This window comes from Saezia sanguinis, from assembly GCF_963921665.1.
Taxonomy (GTDB): Bacteria; Pseudomonadota; Gammaproteobacteria; order Burkholderiales; family Burkholderiaceae_C; genus Saezia; species Saezia sanguinis.
In genome coordinates this window covers 235,358-248,957 of sequence record NZ_CAWUGC010000001.1, presented here as the reverse complement: position 1 = coordinate 248,957, position 13,600 = coordinate 235,358, and the positions used below count along the sequence as shown (strand labels likewise).

General features: G+C 50.6%; 8 protein-coding genes and 2 tRNA genes. 5 read left to right on the top strand and 5 right to left on the bottom strand.

Translation table 11 applies throughout. The annotated features are described in order from the left end of the window. Positions 1-144: 144 nt before the first annotated feature. Together AACY98_RS01130 and proV are read right to left on the bottom strand one after the other, a co-directional pair. On the bottom strand, positions 145-1,410 hold the full coding sequence (locus AACY98_RS01130; RefSeq protein ID WP_423817499.1) for an ABC transporter permease: 1,266 nt from the start codon (positions 1,408-1,410) through the stop codon (positions 145-147). Between the two features lie 44 nt (positions 1,411-1,454). Further along, the gene (gene proV, locus AACY98_RS01125) at positions 1,455-2,660 is read right to left on the bottom strand and encodes a glycine betaine/L-proline ABC transporter ATP-binding protein ProV (RefSeq protein WP_126979807.1); all 1,206 of its coding nucleotides are present in this window, start codon (positions 2,658-2,660) and stop codon (positions 1,455-1,457) included. Positions 2,661-3,209: 549 nt separating this feature from the next. On the opposite strand from proV, the gene AACY98_RS01120 reads away from it, so the two are divergent. From AACY98_RS01120 to bfr, 4 genes are all read left to right on the top strand, one after another. Next, positions 3,210-3,285, top strand: a tRNA-His gene (locus AACY98_RS01120). A gap of 381 nt (positions 3,286-3,666) precedes the next feature. Beyond that, entirely contained in the window at positions 3,667-3,954 is a 288-nt protein-coding gene (locus tag AACY98_RS01115) for a hypothetical protein (RefSeq protein WP_339800490.1), read from the top strand. Positions 3,955-3,986: 32 nt separating this feature from the next. Continuing rightward, positions 3,987-4,211 (top strand): hypothetical protein, encoded by a 225-nt coding sequence (locus AACY98_RS01110; protein WP_339800488.1) that lies wholly within the window; start codon positions 3,987-3,989, stop codon positions 4,209-4,211. 173 nt (positions 4,212-4,384) lie between these two features. Next, positions 4,385-4,867 carry a bacterioferritin gene (gene bfr / locus AACY98_RS01105; protein ID WP_339800487.1) on the top strand — a complete coding sequence of 161 codons (483 nt, stop codon included), beginning with the start codon at positions 4,385-4,387 and terminating at the stop codon, positions 4,865-4,867. 209 nt (positions 4,868-5,076) lie between these two features. Here bfr and AACY98_RS01100 read toward each other — a convergent pair whose 3' ends face one another. Next, positions 5,077-5,397, bottom strand: a complete 321-nt coding sequence (locus AACY98_RS01100; RefSeq protein WP_126979810.1) for a hypothetical protein — start codon at positions 5,395-5,397, stop codon at positions 5,077-5,079. Positions 5,398-5,987: 590 nt separating this feature from the next. Here AACY98_RS01100 and AACY98_RS01095 point away from each other — a divergent pair. Beyond that, positions 5,988-6,533: a cysteine hydrolase family protein gene (locus tag AACY98_RS01095; RefSeq protein WP_126979811.1), complete on the top strand. Its 546-nt coding sequence runs from the start codon at positions 5,988-5,990 to the stop codon at positions 6,531-6,533. Between the two features lie 131 nt (positions 6,534-6,664). Here AACY98_RS01095 and AACY98_RS01090 read toward each other — a convergent pair whose 3' ends face one another. Together AACY98_RS01090 and AACY98_RS01085 are read right to left on the bottom strand one after the other, a co-directional pair. Continuing rightward, entirely contained in the window at positions 6,665-13,090 is a 6,426-nt protein-coding gene (locus AACY98_RS01090; RefSeq protein WP_339800484.1) for an AAA domain-containing protein, read from the bottom strand. 379 nt (positions 13,091-13,469) lie between these two features. Continuing rightward, a tRNA-Met gene (locus tag AACY98_RS01085) sits at positions 13,470-13,546 on the bottom strand. Positions 13,547-13,600: the final 54 nt, after the last annotated feature.

The window sequence follows — 13,600 nt, the reverse complement described above, 5'->3', positions numbered from 1 at the left end:
TAAAGAAAGACGCTTTCTTCGCATCAGGCTGATACAGCCTTGTCGTTGTTGTTTCATTCATCTGACTTTCCTTTCGTTTTATCCAGAATTCACAGACCAGGGCTTCTGTTAAATGCCATCAGCACCACAAGCCCTGCATCCCCGTCATTTTGAAGTTGTTGTTTGAGAGGTAAACAAACGCATCACCAGCCCGACTGGTCCGGTCTGCCACCAGTGCCGTACCTGTCGCTGGCGTTGCCCCATCGCCTGAGTCACGCGGTCCAGCACAATCGCCAGAATCACAATGCCCAAGCCGCCAATGGAAGCCTTGCCCATGTTCATGCTGCTCATGCCCTCATACACCATCTGTCCCAGACCGGCCACAGAAATCATTGACGCCACCACCACCATCGACATGGCCAGCATCAGCGACTGGTTGATACCCGCCATGATGGAAGGCAGTGCCAGCGGAATCTGCACCTTGCGCAGCAACTGCCAGCGCGAAGCACCATAGGCGCGCGACGCCTCCACCAGATCGGAGCGCACGTGACGGATCCCCAGATCTGTCATGCGCACCAAGGGCGGCAATGCAAAAATAATCGTCACAATGGCACCCGGCACATTACCAATGCCAACCAGGGAAGCGATCGGAACCAGGTAGACAAATGAAGGCGTGGTCTGCATGGCATCCAGAATCGGGCGCACAATGCGCTGCAAGCGGTTGCTGGATGCAATCATGATGCCTAACGGCAAACCGATGATCACACAAAACACCAGCGAGGTCAGTACCAGCGCCAGCGTCAGCATGGATTGCTGCCAAACACCCAGCACCACCAGCACCAATAAAGAAACCAGCGCACCAATGGCCAGCCCGCCACCGGCCATCTGCCAGGCAAGCAAAACCAGAATGGCAATCATCAAGAGTACCGGTGTGCCCTGAAACACATTCGAAACAAATGTCAGCGTATGATCAATCGGAATACGCACCGCCTGGAAAAACGGGCGCCACTCATCCGAGAGCCAGCGCACTGCCTGGTTGATTCCGGTTTCCACTGGTGAATATAAAGAGCCATCCCACAACTGGCTTAAATGAAATCCGGAAGATGCTGCATCAGCCGCCGATGCAGGGTCTGCCGAACTCAGCCAGTCCGCCGAACCGGTATTGCTGCTGCCCGTATTTAACCATGCGTCTGAGCCCGAAGGATCTGCCACAGGCGCATCACTGCTCATGCTTCCCCAAGGGTCTGCTGCTGCGGCATCCCCGCCTGCTTCACCTGACCCAGCAGGTGTATTGGCTGCATTTTGCGCTGCCTCTGTGCTGCCCGCATCAGAAACATTGCCACTCATGGCTGCCCATGGATCATTGCTTACGGCCTCTGTACCGGGCACCTGCTCAATAGATTGATTCTCAGTATTGTTGTTATCACCCATTAATAATTAACCTTTTATTAACCTTTTCTTTTGAACACAGATCATCAGTTATTTGTTTTATCCAAAAACCTCAGCAGCGTCGTCTTGCTGATCGCACCAACATAGCGCCCGTTGTCATCCACAACCGGCACGGCGTGCGATGCCTGCGCCAGACTGCCGTACAGATCACTGACCGGCTCTGCCGCATTGACAGGGGTCACGGCATCCGGCAAAAATGCATTGGACAAGCCCAACGATCCAGTATGCCCATCCAATGCAGCCCGCAATGAATCGGCCGAAACCATGCCCAGATATTTGCGGCTGGGGCTCAGAACAACGCCATAGTCACGGTCTTCATCTTCCAGAATCTGCAAGGCAGGCCTGCACCCCCGGTGGGGCGATTCCGAAATAAGCTCTACCTGTGTTTTACGCGCAATGTCACCTGCTTTAAAGACCGCTGCAGCATCGACCCCCTGAATAAAGCGGCGCACATAATTATCAGCAGGGTTGCGTAAAATCTCTTCCGGAGTGCCTACCTGCACCACCTGCCCGTCTTTCATGATGGCAATGCGGTCACCTAAGCGCATGGACTCATCCAGATCGTGCGAAATAAATATGATCGTGCGCCGCTTCACCTGCTGCAAACGCAGCAGTTCGGTTTGCATCTCGGTACGGATAATCGGGTCCAGCGCAGAAAAAGCCTCATCCATCAGCAAAATGGAAGGGTCTGCCGCCAATGCACGCGCCAACCCGACACGCTGCTGCATACCGCCAGAGAGTTCATCAGGATATTTGTCGCCCCAGCCGGTCAGCCCAACCTGATCCAGTGCCTCAGCCGCAGCCTTCAGCCGCGCCTTTTTATCCACGCCGGAAAGCTCCAGCCCAAATGCCGCATTGTCCAGCACCGTCATATGCGGCATCAGCGCAAATGACTGAAATACCATGCTGATATCTTTACGCCGCAATTCGCGCAGCCGTGCATCGCTGGCTTTGACAATGTTTTCGCCATTGACCAGAATACGGCCTGAAGTCGGTTTAATCAGCCGGTTCAACATACGGACCAGGGTTGACTTACCCGACCCCGACAACCCCATGATGACAAAAATCTCACCTTCATCAATGCTGAAATCGGCATCAAAAACACCAATCGACTGTCCAGTCTGCTCCAGAATTTCTTGTTTAGTTTTGCCCTGTTGAACCAACTCCATGGCTCTTTTAGGCTCTGCGCCAAAAACCTTGAATACATGGTCAAGCACGATTTGTTCAGCCATATGATTGTGCATGCTCCTGTGTTGCTGATTGATAGGAACACCCCCGAAAACACCGAAAACAAATTGCCAACGGCAACGACAGCCCCTCTGCGAAGCCCTGTTCAGTATTCAATGCAATACCACGTTTATAAAACTGCCCTCAAAGACAGCATGCAAACCCCACCATTGCATCGGGAGTGCCAACGATTCAAAAGTCTGTATCCCCAGGCTCCGAAATGAAGCCCCTAAAGAATGGCAATACAGACAAGGCTAAAACGCGAGGACAAATACTTTGTCAGGGTATAAAAAACGGTGCATGTTGAAACACCACCCCCAAAATCTCAACGCTCAAGCCTTGAAGAAAAAAAGCATCATGCAGATGCCTTGTCTCTTTTTAATATATCTAATAATGATAAGAATGTCAAACCAACCGCATAAAAAAGCATATAGACATGATGGGAAACGGGTTAATCTCTGTCACCTCACCTACCAGCACAGTGTTCAGGCACACATCAAGCAAAAAGGAAATGGACAAGCATAAATTGCATGTTATAATGATCGATTCTTCTGGTGGCTGTAGCTCAGTTGGTAGAGTCCAGGATTGTGATTCCTGTTGTCGTGGGTTCGAGCCCCATCAGCCACCCCAAAGAATTCAAAGACTTAGCTCAATATGCAGCTAGGTCTTTTTCGTTTATATCCCCATGGTGGGGATATGATCGCTTTCTGAGCTCATCAGAAACCGCATGACAAGCCCTTAAGAAGATTCCGCGTTCGTTATTAGCAGTTCTTGTACAAATTCCAGCCCTCGTGCCAAACCTGCTAAGCATGTTGCTCAGCCTTTTCGAAGGAAGGCCGTGGCTACCTGGTTTATACAGATCGCTGTAGTATTGCTAACTACGCGCAAATAGACTGATTTTCAGCTTTTCATCATTATTCATGTAATCACATGAAATAAATCAGGTAACAAAGTATTTTCGTATAAAACAAATATAATTTGCTTATCTAAAGCAAATTGTTTAGGCGCTCTATGATCGAAAAAATATTCTTCAAATTTATGGGGCTTGTGATTATCATCCTAGCGCTGTGGAGCATAAAAGAAGGGCACGACAATACAAATAAATACTACGCCCCGCTGCAAGAACGGGCTGCGTATTTACTGGCACTCGATTGCCAACCCCAGCAATGTGTACAAACAGGGGAAATAGAATATCTTAAGACGGATGTTACTCTGTCCAAACTCCCCCTCTCCGCCCTCACATATATCTCTACCGATATACTTTTGAAGTTGATAACAGAAAATACCATTCCGATCTGAAAGTATTTAGTGAAAGGCATGGAACCAGATATATGCCCACAGCCCAAATCACTTTGGGAAAAACATTCCCGGAAAAAATTCTTTACGATCCCCAAAACCCCAACATCAACCTACCAGAAGGTTATGCAAAAGTATTAGCTCAAATCCCCAATCCCTACAACCATGCGCCACTGCTGCCATATGGTTTCATGCTTTTTGGGCTCTTTTGGACATGGTATTTTGTTTTCGGAGAAGGGAGAAAGGTTACAGAGAAATAATCAACTCGTTTTTTCATCAACCATACACACATCGGCCTCAGTTATGTGTCCTGTCCGACATAAAAAGTGAATTACCTCACTATTTATTGCATCAAGCCCGATATAAGGTGAGAATGAATCTGTTTCTATGAGAAGTAACCCCAACCTTCCTTCAGATTGGAGAAAAAACACCTATGGAAACCGATCCCAAAGTCCTTGAACACCTGAACGCCCAAGTGAAATGCGAGTTGACTGCCGTAACGCAGTATTTTGTGCATTACCGCATGTACGATCATTGGGGATTAGATCGTTTAGCCAAAAAAGAGCGCGAAGTATCCATTGATGAAATGCATCACCTGGATAAGCTGATGAAGCGTATTTTCATGCTGGATGGCCTGCCCAATCTGCAAGACCAGCACAAATTGCTCATTGGAGAAAACGTCAAAGAAGCTTTAGAGTGTGACCTTCAACTGGAATATGCCGCACAGGCGGCCTGCAAAGCAGGCATGGATTATTGCGACAGCGTGCGGGACTATGTATCACGCGATTTGTTAAAAGAGCTGCTCATTGATACAGAAGACCATATTGACCATCTGGAAACGCAGCTTGGTGTCATCGAAAAAGTCGGCATTGAAAACTATATCCAAAGCCAGACACCCCATTTAGACGAAAAGTAGCACCGCTGCCCTGTGGCGCCTTTGAAAGAACGATTTACCACCCTGCTTATCAGGTGGCCTGCCATGGCGCTACAGAAGACATGACTCCCCATCCCATCCGTCAATCCAGCCATGCACATCCGGTTGAATTAACGGTGCCACACAGCACCTTCCACAAACCCGGCAGCCTGTGGAAGACGGCGCTTTTGTTTGAGACCAGGCTTCAGGGCTTATTGCATGCCGCAGGCATTACCGGCACTGGCCAGCTTCTGGCCGTAATTATCGATATCACTTTGCGTAATACCGGAAGGTGGCGCTGAATTGCCACTGGTGTCGGCAATGAAAATACGCCAGTCTTTCTCGTTAAAATTCTTCACCAGCGTATCGGCAAAACAATTACAGACGGTTGCATTGGCAGTCTTGCTGCAATAGCTGACAGCCAGTTGCCTCATCTGGGTTTTATTGGCAGGATCTGGCGCCTGCGCATTGGCCTGAACGCCAAACAGGGTTAACGCCATCACAGCAGACAAAGATAAAAATTTGATACGCATTATGAATTGATCCTTCTTTATCACATCCAGCCAGACAGAATTATCTGGCCTCCTCTTGACGTCAACTGGGGCTTAACATTGCATTTTATGAAAATGCATCATCTCCATTCTCAGTCCGCTACCTTTAAGATAGCCTTGTCGTTATAGACTCTTAGACACCGCTATTGTTCACTTTTACAGCAGAAAAGTATAAAACGGATGCAAAATACCTGCAGATCATCAACTTTTATGCACACTTCTGGGGCACTTTACCAGAGCCCGCCAACGGGATGACTTCTTGCCGACACCATGATGATTCTGTTATATATTTGCACACTTTTTCGAGTGTCCTTATTAGATTTATCTCAAATGTGTAATATTTTTCTAAATAAAGTTATCATTAGGCTTGAAAATCAACACATCGGCATAAATAATACTAAAGGATGAGCAGCGCAGCTTAAACTGGCTAAACAAGCCCATCACCGGATAACGGCTTGGCAAAAACAAGGTTGAAGTTTCGGTTGACTGATCTTACAGATTTTCTGCTGGAGTTCATGTGACTCATCAAAATTGGAAACTGTCCAATCATTTAACAGTCTATGAGGTAAAACATGCAGGCACTATTGCTGATAGATATACAAAATGACTACTTTCCTGGCGGAAAAGTAAATCTGGGGGGCAGTGAAGCCGCAGGCGCCAAAGCGGGTAAGCTGCTCGCTACATTCAGAAAACGGGGCAAGCCTGTTTTCCATGTGCAGCACATCACCACCCGGGAAAGCACCAGTTTTTTCCTGCCAGGAACCGACGGCGTCCACATTCACCACAGTGTGCAGCCACTTCCAGACGAAAAAATCATCGTTAAACACCATGCCAGCGGTTTTCAGGATACTGACCTGCAGCAGGAGCTTGAATCCAAAGGCATTACAGAACTCGTCATTGCCGGCATGATGACACAAATGTGCGTGGATAAAACCGCCCGCGATGCTTTTGCCCTGGGGTTTCAGTGCACACTGGCACACGACGCGTGTGCCACGCGCGGCCAATCCGTCAACGGTAAAGAACTGTCTGCACAGGAAGTGCAGGAAGCCTATCTGGCCGCACTGGATGGCATATACGCACACGTTCTGGATACCGATACCATTTGCAGCAAAGTATAAATCTTTGTTGCCCGGCTATCTGACAGCCGTTGCCATCATCCATCATGTACATGCTTGGATTGCAGCAGCTTTCTTGATTCTGAAAATACGTTTGTATTCATCAGCGCGCCCAACCGCTCAAAAATCACGGTTTAACCATCTTGCTTTGCACCGGCCTGCGGGATAGGCAGATCAGCCGCCTGCAGAGCCTGGTCAATGGCTGACTTGAGCCGCAGCCGCTCAGCCTGCCCGTTGAGATACCATAATTGCGACGAAATGCGGTGCATGTTCGGAATCACACGTTTTAATACCCCCGGGCGCCATATCTCTCTGGCTCTGGCATATTTCAGTAACGGGTGTACAGGTGCATCGCACTCAATACCCAAAATAAACCGGCCTTTTTCCGAATCCTTAATCGCAAAATCCATCGCAAAAGCATCCCGGCCTGCCCCACGTTGATAATGTACATTCAACGATTGCAGATAGGCGTCCACCTCGCGAATAAACGGATCATCCACCACATGCTCATTCTTTTGTATGTCGATTCCCTCTCCAGGCATCATGGTCAGCCGGTTTAACAGGCCCTGCGCACTTTTAAGCTCCCCTGCCGTTAAGAGCCGGGCGTACTCCAGATACGCCTGCAGATAATCTCTGGGCGTTGCCGGAGCCCGCTGCGTGGTCAGCATGTCAGAGATATCTGCAATCGGCATGGATGTCACCATGATGACTTTACGCCGCGCTCTGGTCACAGCCACGTTCAACCGGCGCTCACCGCCATATTGCCCCAGCACACCAAAATTCCGGTAGAAAAATCCATCCTTGTTTTTACCAAACGTGGTTGAAAATATGATGATATCGCGCTCATCCCCCTGCACGTTTTCAACATTTTTCACGAAGATGGACATATCCTCGCCATTCTCCTTACGCTGATTTTCGCAGGCATAAACATGGCGGAATGCATCATCCTCCTGCGCCCGTTTTTCCAGCAGGTCTTCTATCAGGCTGGCCTGTTTTTTATTGAACGTTGCAATACCCACCGAAGGACGGATTTCTCCTGCAGCCTGCCAGATGGCCACCAGAATTTCAACCACCCGCTGTGCCTCATCCCTGTTTTGCTGTTCGTGATACAGGCCGTTCACCTGAATCAACTCCACCGGTTTGACATCAAGCACTTTTTCCGGCGGGTGGCTCACCGGAACACTGAGCCGGTTGCCATAAAAAGCCGCATTGGAATATGCAATCAGCTCCCGATAGTCTGAACGGTAATGAATCTGCAGTGTCGTTTGGGGCAGCACGGCACGGGCCAGTTGCAACAGGTCCGGGCAGTCCAGTATCTCGCGCCGGTTCCATTCATCCTGAGACACTCCCTGCCCGTCCTGCTCCATACGCACATAAGGAGAGTCTGAAAACGTCATGTCTTCATCGTCGGCTTCCACCTGGGCAGAGAAAAAGGATGACGGAGGCATCTGCTTTTCATCACCGCTGATGATCACACGTTTGCCACGAAATAAAGTAGGCAAAGCATATTCAACCGGCATTTGAGACGCTTCATCGTAAACCACGGCGTCAAACAAACCGGCCTTCAGCGGCAGAACGCGGCTTGCCACATCCGGGTTCATGAGCCAGACCGGGCATAGCTTCATCAACCCCAAAGGCTCACCCGTTTCAATAAACTCCCTCAGCCGTTTGGCCCTGGCGCCCCGCAAGCGGGTAATTTCCTCCCACGCCTGCGGCTGTGCAAGCTGCTTGACAGGCGCCTCCTGAAGCATGAGCCGGTTCAACTGGCGCATGCGCTGGTCAGCCTCGGAGAGCTGTTTGATTTGATGCAAGCGCTCTTCCCGCCCCAGCAGCAGTTCAGGATAATCCTGCTCAATCCGCTCTTTCCATGCAAGACGCGCTTCACAGTGCAATGCCAGTTCAAACGCCCGGTTCAGGTTTGACACTGGCAATGCCTTGAGCTTTTCCCTCATGGGGCTTAACGCAGCAAACAACTCCATCGCTCTGGTGCTCAGGTACGGAACCTCCAAGCGAAAGTTCTGATATGCCCCCAAATGCACACATGCTATGCCAATTTGAGAAATTTCCTGCGGAAGTTTTTCATGGCGCGCAATGGCATCCAGACAATGCTGAAACAACTGCCCGGAAAAATAAGGTTTCAGCGCTTCAAGTGCCTGTATGCGTTTGGTTTGCAAGCCATCGAAATAAATGGCGGTATCGTATGACAGCATCAGCTCCCGCAGATTTTTAGCGGGTTGTGTTTCTGAAATCACACGCCGGATTTCCTCCGGGTTGGGCGATTGGCTGATACGCAAACACCATTGCTGCACCTTATGCAACACGCCATACAGCTGTGCAATGTAGCTGCCCAATGCAGGCCCGCTTTCATTGGCCGGAACCGGCTCATTCAGAGCCAGACATATTTTTTGCATGGCCTGACGTACCGGGCGCCATTTTTCCTCCAGCCGCAGCGCATCGCGCAACGCCCTGACCGCAGCAGCATCTTTCTGCTCTTCTCCAAACCCGGCCAGGACCTTGCGCACAGATGAACGGCATTGTAAAAATTTGTAGCTGAAAAATGCATACCACGGCGTTGGCTCTGCCAGCACACTGGCCTGTAATTCAATGGTATCGAGCAGATCATCGCTCATCTTCACGATATTCAGCGACAGCCGCTCATGCCAGTCCTGGGCATTGCCCTGGCTGTACTGAATCTGCAACTGATGCAATTGCTCGACCAATGCATTGCCTTCGCCTGCATGACCGCTACCGGATAAAGACACAAAAAGCGGTTGCCAGCGCTTCAAATACAACAAGTCATCTTCATCCAGCTTTAACAAATCTTGCCGATACAATTTGATCCACTGGCTATATGCCTGGGCAGGTTCAACCAGTTTGGCAACCGGGTCGCGGTTACGCGCCAGAGCATCGCAGAAAACACCATCCGCATCTTTTAAAGCAGCAAAACGCTCGGTGAACTGGCCGATAACAACCGGATCATTGGGGAAAGTCTGCAACCCGGCCAATGGGCTATTTTCATAATACGCCGGCAGCCAGTGCTTGAGCACAGGCTGCATTTCTGCAATGAGGTTGACCAGTTGCTGGGGACTGAGTTCACTCAAACACACTCTTGCAACAGGTAACTCAACCGGCTTTTCATCTTTTTGAAGCGCGATCAGCTCAACCATCAATTGCCGGTAACTGAGCCCTGTCTGAGGGTCTGTCATCTGCAACGCTTCGTTGTAACGGTCCAGTTGCCCTTCCAGGCTTTCGATCTCAGCGGCAACCTGCTGCCGCGTTCTATACGGGAATTTTTTCGCCGGCTTACGTAAACCTTCAATCTGCTCGCGCACACCGCGGATCACCATATCACGGTCAGCGAAAGTGTCATGAATCATGACGCAGCGTGTTCCCAGTCCTTCAGCAACAAGCCGTTTATGCACAACCTCCAGTGCCGCTTTTTTCTGGCACACAATCAGCAATGTTTTTCCGCAGCCTATGGCGTCTGCCACCATGTTGACAATGGTCTGGCTCTTCCCTGTTCCTGGCGGGCCTTCAATGGAAAGCCCTTCCCCTGCCCTGGCTGCATCAATGGCATCTTCCTGCGAAGGGTCGCTTTGAACGGTTAAAAACCGCTGTTCCTCTGGGCGCCGCGTTGTCGGCCCGATGTGCTCCTGTGCCTGCGCCTCATTCAAACGCAGCAACGTTGCCAGCCCGGTGCCGTGAAGCGGCATATGCTTTAGCTGGCGCAGTTCCTCACCGATGGCTTGCCCTATGAAATTAACATGGAAAAACACCGCTGCACATGCCAGTTTGGCCTGCCCTGGCTGAATATCAAAACTCACCGGAATCGGTTGTATCCCCTCATAAGGCAACACCTGCGCCAGTGTGCTTAAGCGGTCCATCACATCAGCATGTTGCAGCAAAGGTTCTGTCAGAAGCGCTTCCATTGTCTGCACCCAGCGCTGGAACTCAGCTTTGCCCAGAATATTTTCCAATGCCGGATTGATACGCACTTCCTCGCGCTCATGGTCAAATGAAACACGGTATTTGCTGCGCTCACCCACATCCTGAACCAGTTTGATCGGCCAAAGCAGCAAAGGCGCAATGCGCGGCAGGCGGTAACTGAGCCTGTCCTGAAACAACAGAAACGGAAACCCCATGTACAAGCCGTCAATCCCCGTATCGCGCTTGTAAAGATCGGACTGGCGGCTCAGGTTGCTGATACGCGACTTTACAAAAGAATCATCTGGAATGGCGGCCGGATCAATGGCTAGCAGATTTTGCTTTCTGCTTAAAATGTGGTCCGCAACCATCCGGCTGGTGATGCGTGCCGTTCCCAAATCCGACAGGTCTACCCTGGGCGTATAACGCCCGATACGCATGCGTACAAGCGGCCCCATCAGGGCTGATACCGTCACCTTTTTCTCAAAAAACTCCAGTATCCTGGTAAGGTACGCACGTTTTCCGGGCAGGACCCAGTGTGCCTGCGGCACAGACAACAACACCAACAACTGCGTCAGCGGCAGGCGTCTTTCCAGCCGGTACTGCTCCATCCACTGGTCCATCTCGGGCTGGCCAGTTACTGCAAGCCCTTCGGTGCGCCCATTGAGTTCATGGTAAAGTTTTTGGCGCGGCTGCTGCAGGTAAAGGTGCGCCTTTGCCTTGTCAAACGGCTCCAGTTGAACCGTGCGGGCAAGCTCGGCGGCTGCATCAACCACCTCCTGCACGGTGGCAAACTGGTCAACAGATGCCGAAAGCAAAATGATTAAATCATCGTTGCTGGGGTTTTGATGTTCAAGTAACGACAAAACACCGGCATGATTATGCGCATCAGGATAAAGCAAGCGGCGCTCCTGTGCCGCAGCTACCAGTTGGGCATGCGTTGTATACAGCAGATAAACCCTCAGGGCATCCTCCTGCATCTGCACATGCAGGTGATGTGCTTGCTGACGCACTCTCCTTGCGCGTTCATGTAAGCGCCCCAACCAGTGCCCGGCTTTGATCTGCTCCAGCATATCCACAACCGGCCCGCTGATCAGCTCATATCCCAGAACGGGGTATTTCAAAAGCCAGGCCGGCGATATGATCTCTCCAGCCAGAACCAGTGGCATTTGCGAATTCAGCAGCAGCAACGCCAGCATCTGCCTGAAATCACTGTTCAAATGCGGGTGCGTGCAAATCTGTTTTAACAGACTGCACTGCTTTTCCATTCCCTCTATGCCTGCCAGCCATTCGGGGATGGTTTCTTCAAGCATCAATCTGGCCTGCCGCCAGTTACCCTTTTCAGCAGCAGCCAAAGCCCATAACGCCGGCTGATGATAATGCCTGCCTGCCAGTTCTATCGACGCCTCAGCGCTGAACGCATTCTGGCCATCCACTTTTGAAGGAAGCGGCACCTCTTCACCTTGCAGCCATGCCTGAACCTGCGGCCATTGCCAGCGCTCCTGATGTTTACGCGCCAGCAGCCCGGCTAACAAACGGCGCAATGATGCATCAAGGTTCTCTGGAATTTCAACGCCGTTGGTCATAATGTGAATGAAGAAAGACGCTTCATCCATCTTGTCAAAGCAGGCGCCATGCGTCAGCTGCTCCAACAGAATCATACCAAGGCTCCACCAGTCTGAAGCAGTGCACACGGCCCCGGCAATCGTCTCCGGCGCAGAATAGCGTGTGATATCCAGCGTGGAGACAATTTCCAGATCATAATCAGAAAGGCTGGCGGAACCAAAACTGCTGATCACCAGATCTAACGGGCTTTTACTTCTGATCAGCAACGCCGAAGGCCTTAACCCGCGATGACGCAACCCGGCTTCTGAGAGCGCATCTAGCGCCTCACCCACTTCTCTGACAATGGATTTAACCATGCGTATATCACTGAGCATGGTTCTCAGATCAGCCAGCGTTTCGCCGGTAAGTGCCTCCATGACCTGATACGGCTGGTCCTGAAAACGCCCGGTGGCAAAAAGCTTGGGCACATGACGGCGCGGAAGCTGGCGCAACACCTCATAAACATCGGCATCCGGTTCTGCACCGGGTTTCCATAAAGTCAGAACGCCATCGCGGCCATCATCGTGCTTGGCCCAATAGCGCGTATGAGAACCTTCCGTTGCACTCAGCAGGCTGATTAAATGCCAGCCGTCAATACAGGTTTCCTGCGATAAACCAGCGTCAACCGCCTGTGATGGTGGCACATGGTCCTGCGCATTGATAACCTGCGGGTAGGCATCATGGCTGCTTGCGGTTGTATCCGGGCTTGCCAAAGACAAGTCGGAAACAACACTGCTGGCAAACACCGGCGCAGTTTCCGTGTGAATGCGGGCATCCAATACAGACGGATTGTCTACTGCGTTTTCCTGAGCATTTTCTTGTTGCCCTTGTTGTCGCTCAGGTATATGCAAACTTTGAGGCTGATCGACCTGATCTGCCGTGACGACAGGTACAGGCGGCCTCCACCCGGATTCATGAATTGCCTCTTCTGACAGGTTAAACCAGCACGGCACACCGTTGACCTGGCCTTCACAGACAATTTCTCTGATGGCACGCTCCGTATGACATTTTGGACAAAACCGCATCATCATTTTTCTTCACCCTGATACACGATTTATCAAATATATGTATACAAAACCCGCCATCCATACACCATTTCATTTATCTGTTATCAGCAATACATCTGCATCTTTTGATGCCGCAATATCTCCTGCCATGAACCAGACAATATGTCATGTCAGCATTGCAGCCACTCATTCCCGCTCCATTCTGCTCTGTTACCTCACAGAATGCGATTAAGCGCCAGAAATTATCGCATTAATTGATAGCGTGAATGAAATTCTGTGGCCTTGACTTGCAAAGGCCTCGGAGAATCACAAGCGTTAGCCGGAGAAACGGCATTGCCCAAAACAAAAAATCCAACAAAGCCTTCTGTTTTAGACCTTATTGGATCGATATAGATATCTGAATTGGTTGCGGGGGCCGGATTTGAACCAACGACCTTCGGGTTATGAGCCCGACGAGCTACCAGACTGCTCCACCCCGCGTCCGAATTTGGAATTCTAACATAAAACAAGCCTCCTTTGCAAGAAGGCTTGCGC

What these genes read in the sequence shown, in the direction of transcription:
- AACY98_RS01130 (WP_423817499.1), bottom strand. Translation starts at nt 1,410, where the DNA reads ATGGGTGATAACAACAATACTGAGAATCAATCTATTGAGCAGGTGCCC.
- proV (WP_126979807.1), bottom strand. Translation starts at nt 2,660, where the DNA reads ATGGCTGAACAAATCGTGCTTGACCATGTATTCAAGGTTTTTGGCGCA.
- AACY98_RS01115 (WP_339800490.1), top strand. Translation starts at nt 3,667, where the DNA reads ATGATCGAAAAAATATTCTTCAAATTTATGGGGCTTGTGATTATCATC.
- AACY98_RS01110 (WP_339800488.1), top strand. Translation starts at nt 3,987, where the DNA reads ATGCCCACAGCCCAAATCACTTTGGGAAAAACATTCCCGGAAAAAATT.
- bfr (WP_339800487.1), top strand. Translation starts at nt 4,385, where the DNA reads ATGGAAACCGATCCCAAAGTCCTTGAACACCTGAACGCCCAAGTGAAA.
- AACY98_RS01100 (WP_126979810.1), bottom strand. Translation starts at nt 5,397, where the DNA reads ATGCGTATCAAATTTTTATCTTTGTCTGCTGTGATGGCGTTAACCCTG.
- AACY98_RS01095 (WP_126979811.1), top strand. Translation starts at nt 5,988, where the DNA reads ATGCAGGCACTATTGCTGATAGATATACAAAATGACTACTTTCCTGGC.
- AACY98_RS01090 (WP_339800484.1), bottom strand. Translation starts at nt 13,090, where the DNA reads ATGATGATGCGGTTTTGTCCAAAATGTCATACGGAGCGTGCCATCAGA.